A 15,336-nucleotide genomic window follows, 5' to 3' on the forward strand; every position below is an offset into this window, starting at 1 on the left:
CCTCGGACCGGTCGTGGTGGTCGTCCGGTCCGGTAGTTGATCATCGTCGATCCCGGGCCGTGGGCTCAGCGGCCAGCTGCCTCACCAGGCTCGGAGAGGCGCCAGGGCACGGGCTCGGTGGGCAGGTAGCGGCAGGAGCTGCCGGTGGAGACGGTGGCGCGCAGGTGCTCGGCGAGCGCCGGATGCCGATCGTCCAGCCGACGCAGCGTGTCACGGATCCGGGCCGTCACCGCCTTGCGGGCCCGCTCGGCCTCGTCGCCGAGCCGGCGGGTGCGCCCGGCCAGCCCGGCCGCGGCGCGCAACTCGGCCAGCAGCGCGGTGCGCTCGGCGTCCAGGGCGGCCACCTTCCGGTCGTCGCCGCGGGCGGCGGACCGGTCGATCTCGTCGTCGAGCCGTTGCAGGTGTCGCCGGTAGCGGGCCTTGGCCTCGTCGTCGAGGACCGGGTCGCCACCGAGCCGCCGGGCGGCGACCAGCTCCGGGCCGGCGGCCGGGTCGAGCAGCTCGACCGCGGGCACGTCGACGCCGGGCCGGCTCAGCAGCAGCCGCAGGTCGTGCAGGCCCTTGGCATCGGGCAGGTGCGCCACCGTGCCGCCGTACGCGAGCCGCCACACGGCCCCGTCCCGCCGGAACTCGGGCACGCCGGCGACCTCGGCCGCACCGGCCCGGTCACCGTCGACGATGCCGGAACCCGCGACGGCGACCCCCGCCTCGCCGGCCCGGCCAGCGCCGCCGATTCCGGAACCGGCTGGGCCGCGGAGGCCGGGACCGGCTGGGCCGCCGATGCCGGGACCGCCCGGGCCGCCGGCCGGGTGACCCGCTCCGGCCGGGGCAGGCACCGGGACGGTCGGGACGGCATCCTGTCGTCCTGGCCCGGGTCCGGCGGCGACGGGCAGCTCACCCAGCCGGTGCAGGACCTGGGTCATGCCGAGCGCCCGCGCCTCGGCCGCCGTGTCGGCCCGCAACCGCGCGGCCGTGGCCGCGTCGTCGGGCCGCCCCCGTGCCATCAGGGCGGCCACCAGCCCGGCCCGGCTCAGCAGCGACCAGGGCCGGGCGCCCATCCGGTCGGCGGCCTCGCGGGCTGCCGCGTAGCCGGTGACCGCGTCGTCCCAGCGCCGCTCGGCGGCGTCGACGGCGGCCAGCCAGAGGTCGACCGGGCCGCTGATGTCGCAGCCGAAGAGCGCAGCCAACCACCGGCCCCGGTGCGGCTCCAGCGCCGCCCGCGCCTCGACGCAGCGGCGCGGGTCGCCGCCCGCTGCCGCCGCCTGCGCCCGCAGCCGCACCCACAAGGGCGACACCGGCCGGGAGTACCTGGTGCCGGCCGCCTCGATCCCGGCGGTGAGCCGCAGCACGGTCTCCGTGTCGCCACGCTCGGCGGCCGTGATGGCCCGGAGCAGCTCCAGTTGCGGGTGGCCGGCCGCCTCCGGCCCGTCGAGCAGCGCCTCGGCCTCGGCAAGGCGGCCCCGGAGCAGCAGCAGGCACCAGCGCAGGTGCTGGCCCATGAAGGCGTGGTCGGAGTGCTCCCACTCGCCGTACCCGTCCATCTCGGCGAAGTGCGCGTCGGCGGCGGCGAAGTCGCCGCGGAAGCCGGCGATGATGCCGCTGTCGATGGCCGCCGCCATGCGCTGGCGGGCGACCTCGCCCTGCCGGCAGCCGGTGGCGAAGGCGGTGAGCTCGTCGTGGTAGCGCGGGTCGCCCAGTTCCAGCAGCGCGACCCAGCGCAGCGAGGTCGCCCACAGCTCGGTCTCCCGGTCCCCGGTACGGCGGGCCACCTCGCGGATCTCGGCGGTGACCACGGCCCGGTCCTCGGCGGTGCCCAGCCCCCAGGTGGTGTCGTGCCGGGCCCACAGGCTGAAGGTGAGCGCCTCGTCGTCGCGGCCGTGCCGGGCGAGCGTCTCGGTGGCGGTGATCAGGTCGGTGACCAGGGCCCTCGTCCCCCGCCCCGGCTCGGGCTCCCCGATCAACCGCCGGTACGCCTCGCCGACCAGCGCGTCGGCGTCGACGCGGCGGCGGGCGGCCGCCTCCTGCCGGTGGGCGGTGAGCGCGACGCGGGCCAGCAGCGCCGGCTCGTCGAGCGGGCGGGCCAGCGCCGCGGCGTCGACGAGCAGCCGCTCGGCCTCCTCCTGGGGGCCCACGTGATACAGCAGTTGGGCCAGCTCCAGCAGCACCTTGACCCGACGGGCCGGCTCGTCGGCGACCTCCAGCGCGCGGCGGAAGTGCCGCGTCGACTCCTCCACGGCCAGCCGGCCGCCAGCGTCCCGGGCGGCGGCGACCAGCAGCTCGACGGCGCGCGCCGGGTCGATCTCGGCGCCGGCGAGCCAGGCGTGGCGGGCCAGGTCGGCCGGGATGAGCCGCTCGGCGAGCGCCGCCGACCGGTCGACGGCGCGGACCACGGCGGCGTGCCGGGCGCGCCGCTCGGCATCGGTCAACCCGTCGTAGAGGGTCTCCCGGACCAGGTCGTGGGCGAACGCGAACCGGCCGTCGCCCCGGGGCAGCACGAGCCGGGCGGTGGCCGCGCGGTCGAGCAGCCGGTCCACCTGTGCGGCCGGGCCGGGCAGGCAGGCCGCGAGGACCTGACGGTGGAAGTCGCGGCCGAGCACGGCGGCCACGGTGAGCGCCTCGACCACCGGAGCGGGCAACTGGTCGAGCCGGCGACGCACCGCCTCCCGTACGCCGGGTGCGATGGTGGTGGCCAGACCGTCGGTGTGCCACAGCCGGGCGGTCTGCTCGACGAAGAACGGGTTGCCGCCGGTGCGCCGGTGCACCTCGTCGACGAGGTCGGCGCCGGGTTCGCGCCCGGCGGTGCGGCGGATCAGCGCGGCCACCTCGTCGCGGGCGAGCCCGGTGAGGGTGATGGTGGTGGCCTTCGCGGTCAGCGGCAGCAGCAGCGGCCGGAGCCGGTGGTCGCCGGACTCGACCTCGGCGTCGCGGTAGGTGCCGACCAGCAGGAGCCGTTCGAACCAGGTGTGCTGGGTGGCGAACTGGAGCAGCCGCATCGAGGCCGGGTCGGCCCAGTGCAGGTCGTCGAGGACGACCACGACCGGCCGGTGCTGGGCGACGGCCACCAGCGCGGTGGTCACCGCGTCGTGCAGGGCGAACTCCGCCTGGCCGCCGTCGTCGGAGTGTTCCTCCCCAGTCGGGTCGGCGGTGCCCTCGCCGAGCAGCGCCGCGAGCCCCGGCCCGGCGGCCTCCTGCGCCCGGGCCCAGTCGTCCGGCCGGCGGCCCAGGCGGCGCAGCACCTGCACCCACGGCCAGTAGCCGGGGGCGCTGTCGGAGTCCCAGCAGGCCGCGCCGAGCACCAGGGCACCGCGCCGCCGGGCCTCGTCGGCGGCGGCGCTCACCAGCGTGGTCTTGCCGATGCCCGGCTCGCCGGCGACCAGGACCAGGCCGCCGTGGCTGGCGGTCACCCGGTCCACTTCGGCGCGCAGCAGGGCCGCGGGGTGCTCCCGCCCGATGATCGCCTCGCCGAACCGCGGCTCCATGACTTCCCGACGGTAGTCGACCGGTCCGACAACGCGGGATACCCGCCGACAGGGACCAGCGGCGGCGGATCCGCAGCGCCACGCCGGCCACCTCCCGGCTGGCCCCCCGTGCCGGCCGACCGGCACCCGGGCGCTGCTGGTGCACCACGACCGTGACACGTACCGAAGAAAGCGACTGCCGTGGCCGGATCTGGGGCCATGACTAGCGGTGGAGGCAGCGGGTAACCGCGGCCCATGGGTAGCCACAAGCAGAACAAGCACGATCCGGGCGGCGAGTCGGCGCGGGCGAACCGACACCCGGGGAGCGGCGCGCCGGGCCGCCAGGGCGCGGAGATGGAACGCCCGGGTAAGCGCCGGCAGCTGCACACCGCCACCGGCGCCGCCGGCAGCGAACGCGACCAGGGCCGCGCCAAGGTCGAGGGCGCACAGCGGGTGCAGCGGCAAGGTAATCGCTGAGATGCCCGCGTTCCTGCTGCGGTCCGTCTACACGGCGGAGGGGATCGACGGGCTGACGCGCGACGGCGGCACCAAGCGCGCCGAGGTCGTCCGGAAGCTGGTCGAGGACGCCGGCGGGCAGTTGCTGTCGATGCACTTCGCCTTCGCCGACGACGACACCTACGTGCTGTGCGACCTGCCCGACCACCGCACCGCCGCCGCGCTGGCGATGCGCATCGGCGCGGCCCGCGGGCTGCGGACCCGGGTCACCCCGCTGCTGACCCCGGCCGAGGTCGACGAGGCGACCCGGACGCGGACCGACTACACCCCGCCGGGCGACTGACGCCGGTCCCGACGGCCGCCCTGTCGCGCCGGCGGGGCGGCGTCAGCGCGCGTCGGTGACCACGTGCGAGCAGGCCGGGCAGGCCGCCGGGCCCTGCTCGGCGAACCACCGGCAGGTACGCCGGATCGCGCACTTCGGCAGCTGCTCCTCGCCCGGCTCGGCGGTCTCCGCGTACGAGGCGGCCATCCGGGCGCCCAGACCGCAGTGCTCGCCGGTCCAGAAGCCGCAGGACGAGGTGACGCACGGGCCGGCCAGCCGGAAGCGGGACTCGACCGGGGCGTCGGAGCCGCCGGCCGCGGCGAGCGCCACCTCGGCCGGCACCGCCGGCGTCACGTAGGCGACCCGCCCCGCCGGAGTGATCATGCCGAGGAACACCGTGGCGTTCGCCGCCGGCGTGCTCGGACACATCCGCTCCGGCGGGTCGGTCCGTCCGACGGCGTCGGTCACCGCTGCATCCAGAAGCCGATGTCGTTGATCTTCTGGCCGAGGTCCTGGGCGAACGGGCCGTCGAGCACCCAGAGGCCGTACCACTCGGGGCGCAGCTTGAGGTTGCCGTGACCGAGGGTGAGCGGGTTGGTCAGCTTGGCGTTGGCGGTGCCCAGGGCGGCCAGGCCGGCCTTCTGGATCTCGCCGGCGATGAGGGTCTGCTGCTCGGGGGTCAGGTCGACGCCGTCGACCACGAACCGGAACTCGTTGCGGGACATGTGCTACCTCCGGTCACTCGTACGATTCGGTGCCCAGCCCGCGGCGCAGGCTGATCCGGGTGAAGGCCGCCCAGCCGGCGTGCGAGGCGGCGTCGGCCCGCTGCCCGGCCCGGGCGAGCGCCCGGCCGGCGTGCTCCGCCCAGCGGGCGGCGGTGGCGTCGCCGTCGCCCCACAGCTCCCGGCACGCCGCGACCGCGAAGGCGACCTGCCCGGGCGCGCCGGTGAAACCGGCGGGCCCGTCGCCGACCCGGACCGTCCCGTCGGGCAGGACGCGCACGCTCGGGAAGTGGTGGTGCAGGCTGGCCAGGGTCGCCGCGTGGCTGCCGTCCCGCCGCCCCGCCGCGAAGCCGGCGCGCAGCTCGTCGTCGCGCCGGTAGCGGATCGCGTGCAGGGTGAGGGCGTCGCCGGCCGGCGCGACACGGCCGACCACCTGGACCGGGGCGCTCCAGGCGCGGGGTGAGTTGGCCGACCAGAAGGCCAGCCAGGCGGCCAGCCGGGCGTGGAAGTCGGCCTGGAAGCGGACCGCCGGGGCGGTGCCGTCGGGTGCCCGCAGCGCCGCGGTGGCGATCCGGTCCCGGGCGACCAGCGGGGTGGTGGCGCGGGCGGGGGTCGCCGCGGCGGCGGTCGGGGCGACGGCCACGCCGGTCACGGTGACCGCCGAGGCCGCCGCCGCGCCGGCGAGCAGTCGCCGGCGTGAGAACGGGTACGCGTTGTCGTTCATCGTCGGCCTTTCGTCGACGGCCAGTGCACCGACGCTATCGACCGAGACGGATCGAATGAACACTCCGCGTGACGGGAGGCCGACAGGAAGTCCGGGAATCCACGGCGGCGTGAATGACCATTCCTGTGCCGCCCGACATCCATTCACGGGCGGCGTCGGGCAAGGGTCGTCAGCCGCGTCCTCGCCGCCACCGCACGACGGTCCGGCAGACGACGCGAACGCCACCGACGAACCGGCCCAGATGGTCCCTGTTCTGGAGCACGTACGTGACGATCAGCATGACGAGGAAGCTCAGTCCCGCCAGCCAGGCCAGCCAGTCGCCGATCGAGGCCAGCAGCGGAAGGGTGGCGACCAGGGCGGCGGCGGCCGAGAGCGGAAAGACCAGTTGCAGCCCGAACTCGTACCGCATGGACCGCGCGTCCTTGTGGCGGGCGTAGAACTCCTCCCACAGGAAGATCCGGTCGTCACCGGAGCACTGCACGGCGATCGGCCGGAGCACCTCGCGGACGTACCGGTGCGCCACCTCCCGGTCCCGGCGGCGCCGCAGGATGGTGATGCCACAGACGGCGGACAGGATGGGAACGGTGATCAGCAAGCGCGGATCGGCCCGATTCGCGACGACGAACCCCAGAATCACGGCCACCACGGTCAGGTATGCGCCGACGAGAGCGTGCGACGCCGATGACTTCTGCGCCACCACGGCCCGGATCGCGGTGTACTCCGCGATGAGCAGGTTCGTGCGGTTGTCGACGCGAGCATCCGCCGCGACGTACTCCGGATGGGTGGATCTGCCTCCGCGGTCAACCACGTCCTCCCACGCCACGGCCCAATGATGGCAATGGATGGCAACCATCCGCCAACACGGACGGCGCGGGTCCTCAGCCGCGCGCCGCGGCGGGCAGCGTGCGCGCCGGTTGGGCGGGGACGGCCACGCCCGGGGACGGCAGGGTCACCGTCACGACGAGTCCGCCGCCGTCCCGGGGATGGGCGTGCACGGCACCGCCGTGCGCCTGGGCCACCGCCCGCACGATCGACAGGCCCAGTCCGAACCCTCGCCCGGCGCCGGCGCGGTCGCGCGCGCCGCTCCGCTCGGGATCCGGCCGGGCAGCGGCCACCCGGTCGTGGTGGAGCCGCCGGAAGGGCTGGAAGATCGCCTCGATCTCGTAACTGGGCACCACCGGTCCGGTGTTGACCACCACCAGGGTGGCGCGGCCGTCGACGGTGCCGGTGCTCACGTCGATCTCGCCGCCGGCCGGCAGGTTGTGCCGGACCGCGTTCTCCACCAGGTTCTGCGTGAGCCGCTCCAGCAGCACCGGGTCGCCGGCCGTGGCGGCGGGCGCGAGCCGCCGGCGTACGGTCAGCTGCGGCGTGCCGGCCACCTGGTCGAGGAGGTGGCCGGCGATCTCGGCGAGGTCGACCGGGGTGCGGTCGACCACCTGCTGCTCCGAGTCGGCCAGGGTGAGCAGCCCGTCGATGAGCCGTTCGTGGCGTTCGTTGACCGCCATCAGGGTCTCGCCGAGCTGCCGCAGTTCGGCGGAGGCACCCGGCCGGGACATCGCCACCTCCAGCAGCGACCGGTTGAGCGCGAGCGGGGTACGCAGCTCGTGGGACGCGTTCGCCACGAACCGCCGCTGGACGTCGAAGGACCGGTCGAGCCGCTCCAGCATCAGGTCGAAGGTGTCGGCCAGTTCCTTCACCTCGTCCCGCGGCCCGCGCAGCGCGATCCGCTCGTGCAGCCCCCGCCCGCCCGCGTCGGCGGCGGCGATCCGCCGCGCGGTGCCGGTGATCTGGTGCAACGGCTGCAACGCCCGCCCGGCGATCAGCCAGCCGAAGCCGAGGGCGACCGCCGAGATCAGCAGCAGCGCGATCCCGCCCTGGGTGAGCAGCGACTCCAACGCGTTCCGCTTCGCCTCGTCCTGGGCCTCCTGGATGAGGACCCGCAGCTGATCGGCCGCCCCCACGCCTGGCAACTTGCCGAACGGGGTCTGGACGATCTGAGCCTTCACCCCCGTCAGCGGCTGCCGCATCCGCTGGTCGACCAGCACGTACGTGACGGCGAGCAGGACCACCCCGGCGAGCAGCAGGAGCCCGCCGTGCACCAGGGTCAGTCGGGCCCGGATGGTCAGTCGTTTCACCGGATCTGATACCCCACTCCCGGCACCGTCTCGACCACCTGTGGGTCGCCGAGCTTGCGGCGCAGCTTCATCACGGTCACCCGCACCACGTTGGTGAACGGGTCGATGTGCTCGTCCCAGGCCCGGTCCAGCAGCTCCTCCGCGGAGACCACCGCCCCGCCGGCCCGCACCAGCTCCGCCAGCACGGCGAACTCCTTGCGGGACAGCGCGACGTACCGGCCGTCCCGGTAGACCTCCCGGCGGGCCGGGTCGACCACGATGCCGGCCCGGCTCAGCCTCGGCGGGACCGCCGGCCGGGCCCGCCGGGCCAGCGCGTGCACCCGGGCGGAGAGTTCGACAAGCGCGAACGGTTTGACCAGGTAGTCGTCGGCGCCGAGGGCCAGCCCGGCCACCCGTTCCCGGACGGCCGCGGCGGCGGTCAGCATGAGCACCCGGGTCTCAGCGCCGCTGTCCACCACCGCCCGGCAGACGTCGTCGCCGTGCACCACCGGCAGGTCCCGGTCGAGCACCACCACGTCGTAGTCGGTGACGCCGAGCCGTTCCAGCGCCGCGTCCCCGTCGTACGCCACGTCCACGGCGAACGCCTCCCGGCGCAGCCACTCGGCGATGGAGTCGGCCAGCAGCGTCTCGTCCTCGACCACAAGCACTCGCACGTTCCCCATGGTGCCGCGCCCGCGGATAACGGCGGCGTTAACGCCGGCGGTTACGCCCGGGATACCGCCGCTGCGGTCGACTCGTCCGTATCGGCCGGCGATCGGCGCCGGCCGGGAGGAAGGAGTTGTGCCATGCGCCGACGAATGTCGGGCACACTGCTCGTCCTGCCCCTGCTGCTGGGTCTGGCGACCGCGGGCTGCGGGGGTACCGACCGGGACGGGGAGCGGGTGGCCACGGCCGGAGGCGGTGCGGGCGGGGCCTCGCCCAGCGCCAGCATCGCCCCGGTCAGCGACGAGGACCGGCAGCGCGAGTTCGCCAGGTGCATGCGGGAGAACGGGGTGCCGGACTTCCCCGACCCGGAGCCCGGCGAGGGCGGTGGCTTCCGCATCCGCATGCCCGCCGGCGCCGACAAGGAGAAGGTCCAGGCGGCCATGGAGCAGTGCCGCAGCCTGATGCCCAACGGCGGCAAGGCGCTCAAGCTCGACCCCGAGCAGGTGGAGAAGGTGCGGAAGCTGGCCCGGTGCATGCGGGAGAACGGCGTGCCGGACTTCCCGGACCCGGGCCCGGACGGCAGCATCGAACTCAAGGGCGGCGCCAACATCGACCCGGAGAACCCGACCACGCGGGCCGCGCTGGAGAAGTGCCGCGAGGGTGACGCGCCGCTGCTGATGAAGAGGACGCAGTGAGCGCGAGGAGTGAGCCGGGTCTTGCGAGCCCCACAGTCGCGAACAACAGCGGCCCCGTGAGCGCGAGGAACGAGCCGGGTCTTGCGAGCCCCGCAGTCGCGAACACCAGCGGCCCCGTGAGCGCGGGCATCACCACGCCGGTCGAGGCGACCATCACCGCCGATCCGCCGGCTGCCGCGCCGGCGAGCGCCGGGCGCAGCCGCCGCCGGCGCGCGCGTACCCGGCTGGTGGTGGCTTCGGCGGTGGTGGTCGCCGCCGCGGCGGGCGTCACGGCCGCGGTGGCGGCCGGTGGCCGCGACGGGGGTACGGCGGCCGCTGGTGGCCTGCCGCCGGCGACCGCCGAGGTCACCCGGCAGACCCTTGTGGACGCGGAGAGCTTCGACGGGGAACTCGGCTACGGCGCCACCCACCACGCGGCGCCACGCGCGGGCGGCACGCTCACCTGGCTGGCCGCCACCGGCGCCCAGGTCACCCGGGGCAAGCCACTGTTCGCGGTCGACGACGCCGAGGTCGTGCTGCTGTACGGGAAGCTGCCGGCGTACCGGACCCTGGGGCCCGGCATGTCCGGCGCGGACGTACGGCAGTTCGAGCGGAACCTGGCGGCGCTCGGCTACTCCGGGTTCACCGCCGACGACGAGTACACCTCGGCCACGGCGGACGCGGTGCGGGACTGGCAGGAGGACCTCGACCTGCCCGAGACCGGCCGGGTCGAGCTGGGCCGGGTGGTCTACGCCGAGGGCGCGGTCCGGGTGGAGAGCCACGAGGCGGAGCCCGGCGATCCGGCCCAGCCCGGGCAGGCGGTGCTGAGCTGGACCGGCACCACCCGGGTGGTGACCGTGTCCCTCGACGTCGACGACGAGCGGCTGGCGAAGAAGGGCGCCAAGGTGACCGTCTCCCTGCCCGACGGCAAGGAGGTCGCCGGCACGGTCGCCGACACGGAGACGGTGATCGAGACCGGCGCCGACGGCGGGGCGGGCGGCCAGGGCGAACCGGAAACGAAGATCGAGGTCACCGTGACGGTGGCCGACCCGAAGGCGCTGACCGGCTTCGACCAGGCCTCGGCCAAGGTCGCGTTCACCGCCGCCGAGCGCCGCGACGTGCTCACCGTCCCGGTCGCCGCGCTGCTGGCGCTGGCCGAGGGCGGCTACGGCGTGCAGCTGGTCGAGGGCGCGAGCACCCGGATCGTCGCCGTGCAGACCGGGCTGTTCGCCGCCGGCCGGGTGGAGGTCTCCGGCGCCGGGCTGGCCGAGGGGGCGACCGTGGGGATGCCGACGTGACCGGCGAGACGGTCGTCGAGCTGACCGATGTCAGCAAGGTCTACCCGGGCGGCGTACGGGCCCTGGACGGGGTCTCGCTGACCATCCGCCCCGGCGAGCTGGTGGCCATCGTCGGGCCCTCCGGGTCGGGCAAGTCCACCATGCTGCACCTGATCGGCACCCTGGACCGCCCGTCCACCGGCCGGGTCCGCATCGACGGGCACGACGTGGCCGCGCTCGGCGACCGGCAGCTCTCCGCGCTGCGGTCCTCCCGGATCGGCTTCGTCTTCCAGCAGTTCCACCTCGCCCCGAACGTGCCGGTGCGGGACAACGTCGCCGACGGGCTGCTCTACGCGGGCGTACCTCTGCGGGAGCGGCGGCGGCGCGCGGAGGCCGCGCTGGCCCGGGTCGGGCTGGGGCACCGGCTCGACCACCGGCCGCACGAACTGTCCGGCGGCGAGCGGCAGCGGGTGGCGATCGCCCGTGCGGTGGTCGGCGCGCCCGCGCTGCTGCTGGCGGACGAACCGACCGGCAACCTGGATTCGGCGTCCGGCGCCGGGGTGCTGGCGCTGCTGCGCGACCTGCACGCGGCCGGGACCACCATCGTGGTGATCACCCACGACCTGGAGATCGCCGCCGGCCTGCCCCGCCGGGTCCAGATGCGCGACGGCCGGATCGTGGCCGACCACCGCCCGGTGGGGGTGCCGGCATGAGCGGGCCGACCAGGCTGGCGCCCGCCCGGCTCCGCCCCCGGGACGTCCTGCGGGTCGGCGGCGTCGGGCTGCGCACCCGGCCGCTGCGGGCGTTCCTCTCGGCGCTGGGCATCGCGATCGGGATCGCCGCCATGGTCGCGGTGGTCGGGATCTCCGCCTCGTCCCGGGCGGAACTGGACCGCACGCTCGCCGAACTCGGCACCAACCTGCTCACCGTCGGCCCGGGCAACACCCTCTTCGGCGACGACGCCGAGCTGCCGGCGGAGTCGGTGGCGATGATCGGGCGGATCGGGCCGGTGCGGGAGGTCGCCGCGACGGCGCTGCTGGCGGACGCGCGGGTGTACCGCTCGGATCTGATCTCCCGGGGCGAGAGCGGCGGGATCGCCGCCCGCGCCGCCGGCCTGGAGCTGCGCGACACGGTCGGGCTGGAGGTGGTCAGCGGCACGTGGCTGAACGCCGCCACCGCCCGCTACCCGGCGGTGGTGCTCGGCGCCACCACGGCCCAGCGGCTCGGTGTCGGCGCCGCCGGACCGGACGTGCGGATCCAGCTCGGCGGGCGCTGGTTCACCGTGGTGGGCATCCTGGCGCCCGCGCCGCTCGCGCCGGAGCTGGACCTGTCCGCGTTGGTCGGCTGGGACGCGGCGCGGTCGTACCTCGACTTCGACGGGCACCCGACCGCGGTCTACACCCGGACCTCGGAGACCGCGGTCGAGGCGGTACGCGCGGTGCTCGCCGCCACGGCGAACCCGGAGGCGCCGAACGAGGTGAAGGTGGCGCGGCCCTCCGACGCGCTCGCCGCGAAGCAGGCGACCGACGAGGCGTTCACCGGGCTGCTGCTCGGCCTCGGCGCGGTCGCCCTGCTGGTGGGTGGCGTCGGGGTGGCGAACACGATGGTGATCTCGGTGCTGGAGCGGCGCCCGGAGATCGGCCTGCGCCGGTCGCTCGGGGCCACCCGGGGACAGGTCCGCACCCAGTTCCTGGCCGAGTCGCTGCTGCTGTCCGCCCTCGGCGGTCTCGGCGGGGTGCTGCTGGGTAGCGCGGTCACGGCGGGTTACGCGTTCTCCCGGTCGTGGCCGGCGGTGGTGCCGGCCTGGGCGCTGGGCGGCGGGGTCGGCGCGACCCTGCTGATCGGGGCCCTCGCGGGGCTGTACCCGGCGATCCGCGCGGCCCGCCTCGCGCCGACCGAGGCGCTCGCCACGCCGTGAGCGCCGGCCGGCGGATTGTGGCCGGTGACCGGTCACGCCCGCCGGCCGTTTCACCCGGATCCTCCCGGGTATCCGGGTCGCCCGGCCGGATCGCCGTCCCGCGACGACCCGCCGGGCGGCGGTCGTCGCGTGAGGTCGGGTAACGGGGCAGGTTCGGGGGACGCATGCGCGCGCTGCTGAACGTCGTGGCCTGGGTGGTCGCCGCCCTGCTCGTGGCCTGGCTCGCCGGGCTGTTCTTCCGCTGGGCGTGCCGGACCCGCTACGGGTGGATCATCAAACCGGTCTACGAAGCGTGCCGCCGGCCGGCGGTGGCCGTGCTGGTGATCGGGGCGTTGTTCGCCTCGGTCCCCGGCCGGCGGTACGAGTGGTTGTCGGCGTTCCGGCACGGGCTGCTGCTGGCGTTCGCCGCGGCCTGCGCGTGGCTGGTGATCAGATTCCTGCAGGTCACCGAGGGCCTCGCGTTGGGGCGCCTGTCCCACGAACCGACGGCGAACCGGCAGCACCGGCGGGCGCGTACCCAGATCCGGTTGGTCCGGGGCTTGACCGCCGTGATCGTGACCCTGGCCGCGATCGCCGTCGCGTTGATGAGCTACCAGCAGGTGCGGGTGGTCGGGGTCTCCCTGGTGACCTCCGCCGGCGTGATCGGCGTGCTGATCGGGGTGGCCGCCCGCACGTCGCTGTCGAACGCCTTCGCGGGCCTGCAGATCGCCTTCACCGACGCGATCCACGTCGACGACGTGGTGGTGGTCGACGGCGCGTGGGGTCGGGTCGAGGAGGTGAAGCTGACCAGCGTCGTGATACGGATGTGGGATGAGCGCCGGCTCATCCTGCCGACCACCCACTTCACCGACCGCCCGTTCCAGAACTGGACCCGGCACGAGTCCCGGGTCGTCGGCGAGCTGCGGCTGCACGTCGACTACACCGCCGACGTGGAGCAGATCCGGCGCGAGGCCCGCCGGCTGGTCGAGGAGTCACCGCTGTGGGACCGGGCCCTCTGGGTGCTCCAGGTGGTCGACGTCACCCCGCAGACGCTGGAACTCCAGGTACGTGTCTCGGCCGCGGACGGGCCGAGCAGCTGGGACCTCCGCTGCGACCTGCGCGAGGGCCTCATGAAGTACATCCGCGACCAGCACCCGCAGTGGCTGCCCCGGACCCGCGCCGAGCCCCAGCCCTAGTGCGGTGTCCACGAACCTTCACCGGGTGTCCGGTGGTTGTTGTGGATCCTCGCCTGCTGGGCAAGCGACTCCCCACTACTGGGTGGGGCGGGCCTCCGCGGGCCAACTGATCTTCGCGCCGCCCGTTCTGGGCTGCGGGGCACCACCCCTACGACAATCTTCCTCGGCGGCGAACCCGGCGAGCGTTAATGGACACAGCACTCGCTGGGAGTTGGTGGACACCGCGCTAACGGAGCACGGCTTCGCCGAGGGGTGTACGCCGATAGCGGATCTCGTGCCGGTGTCGTTCCCCGGCGACAAACCCGGCGTCGCGCAGCACCGACAAATGCTCGGACACCGTCCCGGCTGCCAGCGCGTGGCGGTGGGCCAGCGTCGTCGTGCTGGCGGCCTCGTCGAGGCTGAGTAGCAGCGCCGCCCGGGTTCTGCCGATCAGCCGCCCCAGAGCCGCATGCCGATCCGTGGAAAGGGGCTGCCAGAGCGTGCCGAGCCCCCGCGCCGGATAGATCACTGTGGGCTGCCACGGCGGGTCCACGATGACCACGACCTGATCCCACTTGAAGGCGCTGGGCACGAGGGCCAGCCCCTCGCCGCGCAGATCGCGATGCTCTTCGTCGCCGTACTCGCGGGTCAGCACGCCGCTGTTCCAGCGCAGTCGGGGATGCAGCTCGGCGAACAACCGGTCCAGGCCGCCTTCAGCGAGACGTCGGGTCTGGAAGGCCACATCGGCATCGAGCAGCCCACGTACGTGCGGCCAGACCGGTTCGACCAGGACCTCCCATGCCTGCTTCACGAGTGAGACCAGGGTCTGGAGAGCAACCGCTGGGTCGCCCAGCAGGAGCCGTCCGGTCGCCGACTCGGCCGCACCCGGAGTGTCCGCCAGTGACCGTCGCACCTCCGCACGTACCCGATCATGGTCAGTGGCCGTTACGGCCGCGAGCTCGTCCTCGAACCGGGCGTGTGGGCTGACCGGAGGCGGCGAGAGGAAGTCGGGGGTGTAGCCGCGACGCGGCTGGAGCAGGGCGATCGGTCGCAGGTCGAGTTCCCGCGTGTCGAGGGTGTCGAGCCAGCGGCGGTGGGGGCCGACGCCTTCGCGCGGGGAGAGCAGGCGCACCGCGGACAGCGTCTCGAGCATGGGCGAGATGGCGAAGCGGCAGCGCAGCAGGTCGGCGGGGGTGAACCTCAGCGTGACCGCCATCCGCAGCACCTTCCGGGAGAAGAGATTCGGCGCTTGCCGAATCACTCGCAACCACGCTACCCGTGCTCGCAGAGTGTCTCTCGCCTGAACCGACGATCACGAGGAGAACGACGATGAACCCGAGCGCCGACTGGGAGCAGCGCAGCGCGGACCTGTGGGCGGCCTTCAACGCGGCACCCGACGACTGGGACGAGGTGGAGTTCCGCGAGCGGGTCGACGTCCTCGCCGACGAGTTGGGGCCGGATCATCCGGTGGCGGCGTTCGAGCGGGCCTGCGCCTGGGACTCGACCGGTCATTCGGACAAGGCGGTTCCGCTCTACCGAAGGGCACTGGAGCTGGGCATCGACGGCATCCGCCGCCGGCGCTCGGTGATTCAGATGTCCAGCTCGCTGCGGAACACCGGGCAGCCAGAGGAGAGCGTCCGGCTGCTGACCGAGGAGCGCCAGCGCGGCTCCGACGAGCTCGACGACGCGGTCAGCGCGACGCTCGCGCTGGCGCTGACCAGCGTCGGCCGGGAGCGGGAGGCGGTCTCGATCGCCGTCGGGGCACTCGCGAAGCACCTGCCGCGCTACCAGCGGTCGATGGCCAACTACGCCCGGCTCCTGGTCGAGCCCAACTGACCACGGAACTACTCG

Annotated in this window: 16 protein-coding genes; 8 read left to right on the forward strand and 8 right to left on the reverse strand. The window is 74.6% G+C overall.

The features are described from left to right. Positions 1 to 65: 65 nt before the first annotated feature. Positions 66 to 3,479: an ATP-binding protein gene (locus tag IEY96_RS07985; protein ID WP_189194132.1), complete on the reverse strand. Its 3,414-nt coding sequence runs from the start codon at positions 3,477 to 3,479 to the stop codon at positions 66 to 68. Positions 3,480 to 3,713: 234 nt separating this feature from the next. Here IEY96_RS07985 and IEY96_RS07990 point away from each other — a divergent pair, with 234 nt between their 5' ends. Together IEY96_RS07990 and IEY96_RS07995 are read left to right on the forward strand one after the other, a co-directional pair. Then, on the forward strand, positions 3,714 to 3,935 hold the full coding sequence (locus IEY96_RS07990; protein WP_189194133.1) for a hypothetical protein: 222 nt from the start codon (positions 3,714 to 3,716) through the stop codon (positions 3,933 to 3,935). A gap of 1 nt (position 3,936) precedes the next feature. Next, positions 3,937 to 4,257: a GYD domain-containing protein gene (locus IEY96_RS07995; RefSeq protein WP_189194134.1), complete on the forward strand. Its 321-nt coding sequence runs from the start codon at positions 3,937 to 3,939 to the stop codon at positions 4,255 to 4,257. A gap of 42 nt (positions 4,258 to 4,299) precedes the next feature. Here IEY96_RS07995 and IEY96_RS08000 read toward each other — a convergent pair whose 3' ends face one another. From IEY96_RS08000 to IEY96_RS08025, 6 genes are all read right to left on the reverse strand, one after another. Then, positions 4,300 to 4,704, reverse strand: coding sequence for a hypothetical protein (locus tag IEY96_RS08000; RefSeq protein ID WP_229791435.1), 405 nt, complete (start codon positions 4,702 to 4,704; stop codon positions 4,300 to 4,302). Next, a complete protein-coding gene (locus IEY96_RS08005; protein ID WP_091269514.1) occupies positions 4,701 to 4,961 on the reverse strand; it encodes a hypothetical protein in 261 nt (86 codons plus the stop codon). Before IEY96_RS08005 ends, IEY96_RS08000 begins: the two co-directional genes overlap by 4 nt. A 13-nt stretch (positions 4,962 to 4,974) precedes the next feature. Then, positions 4,975 to 5,682: a hypothetical protein gene (locus tag IEY96_RS08010; RefSeq protein WP_189194135.1), complete on the reverse strand. Its 708-nt coding sequence runs from the start codon at positions 5,680 to 5,682 to the stop codon at positions 4,975 to 4,977. A gap of 169 nt (positions 5,683 to 5,851) precedes the next feature. Then, on the reverse strand, positions 5,852 to 6,505 hold the full coding sequence (locus tag IEY96_RS08015; protein WP_189194136.1) for a hypothetical protein: 654 nt from the start codon (positions 6,503 to 6,505) through the stop codon (positions 5,852 to 5,854). Positions 6,506 to 6,560: 55 nt separating this feature from the next. Further along, positions 6,561 to 7,817 carry a sensor histidine kinase gene (locus IEY96_RS08020; protein ID WP_189194137.1) on the reverse strand — a complete coding sequence of 419 codons (1,257 nt, stop codon included), beginning with the start codon at positions 7,815 to 7,817 and terminating at the stop codon, positions 6,561 to 6,563. After that, entirely contained in the window at positions 7,814 to 8,470 is a 657-nt protein-coding gene (locus IEY96_RS08025) for a response regulator transcription factor (protein WP_189194138.1), read from the reverse strand. Before IEY96_RS08025 ends, IEY96_RS08020 begins: the two co-directional genes overlap by 4 nt. A 132-nt stretch (positions 8,471 to 8,602) precedes the next feature. On the opposite strand from IEY96_RS08025, the gene IEY96_RS08030 reads away from it, so the two are divergent. The 5 genes from IEY96_RS08030 (at position 8,603) to IEY96_RS08050 (ending at position 13,506) form a co-directional block, all read left to right on the forward strand. Next, positions 8,603 to 9,157, forward strand: a complete 555-nt coding sequence (locus IEY96_RS08030; RefSeq protein ID WP_189194139.1) for a hypothetical protein — start codon at positions 8,603 to 8,605, stop codon at positions 9,155 to 9,157. A 224-nt stretch (positions 9,158 to 9,381) separates the two neighbouring features. Beyond that, positions 9,382 to 10,434, forward strand: a complete 1,053-nt coding sequence (locus IEY96_RS08035) for a peptidoglycan-binding protein (protein WP_189194278.1) — start codon at positions 9,382 to 9,384, stop codon at positions 10,432 to 10,434. After that, the gene (locus IEY96_RS08040) at positions 10,431 to 11,126 is read left to right on the forward strand and encodes an ABC transporter ATP-binding protein (protein ID WP_189194140.1); all 696 of its coding nucleotides are present in this window, start codon (positions 10,431 to 10,433) and stop codon (positions 11,124 to 11,126) included. Before IEY96_RS08035 ends, IEY96_RS08040 begins: the two co-directional genes overlap by 4 nt. Next, on the forward strand, positions 11,123 to 12,331 hold the full coding sequence (locus IEY96_RS08045; RefSeq protein ID WP_189194141.1) for an ABC transporter permease: 1,209 nt from the start codon (positions 11,123 to 11,125) through the stop codon (positions 12,329 to 12,331). The genes IEY96_RS08040 and IEY96_RS08045 overlap by 4 nt, the downstream gene beginning before the upstream one ends. 164 nt (positions 12,332 to 12,495) lie before the next feature. Next, positions 12,496 to 13,506, forward strand: a complete 1,011-nt coding sequence (locus IEY96_RS08050; RefSeq protein ID WP_189194142.1) for a mechanosensitive ion channel family protein — start codon at positions 12,496 to 12,498, stop codon at positions 13,504 to 13,506. Between the two features lie 226 nt (positions 13,507 to 13,732). On the opposite strand, the gene IEY96_RS08055 is transcribed toward IEY96_RS08050, so the two are convergent. After that, on the reverse strand, positions 13,733 to 14,701 hold the full coding sequence (locus tag IEY96_RS08055; RefSeq protein ID WP_189194143.1) for an ArsR/SmtB family transcription factor: 969 nt from the start codon (positions 14,699 to 14,701) through the stop codon (positions 13,733 to 13,735). A gap of 113 nt (positions 14,702 to 14,814) precedes the next feature. On the opposite strand from IEY96_RS08055, the gene IEY96_RS08060 reads away from it, so the two are divergent. Continuing rightward, positions 14,815 to 15,321 carry a tetratricopeptide repeat protein gene (locus IEY96_RS08060; RefSeq protein WP_189194144.1) on the forward strand — a complete coding sequence of 169 codons (507 nt, stop codon included), beginning with the start codon at positions 14,815 to 14,817 and terminating at the stop codon, positions 15,319 to 15,321. Positions 15,322 to 15,336 lie beyond the last annotated feature (15 nt).

The sequence above is a fragment of the Micromonospora fulviviridis genome (assembly GCF_014648395.1).
Taxonomy (GTDB): domain Bacteria; phylum Actinomycetota; class Actinomycetes; order Mycobacteriales; family Micromonosporaceae; genus Micromonospora; species Micromonospora fulviviridis.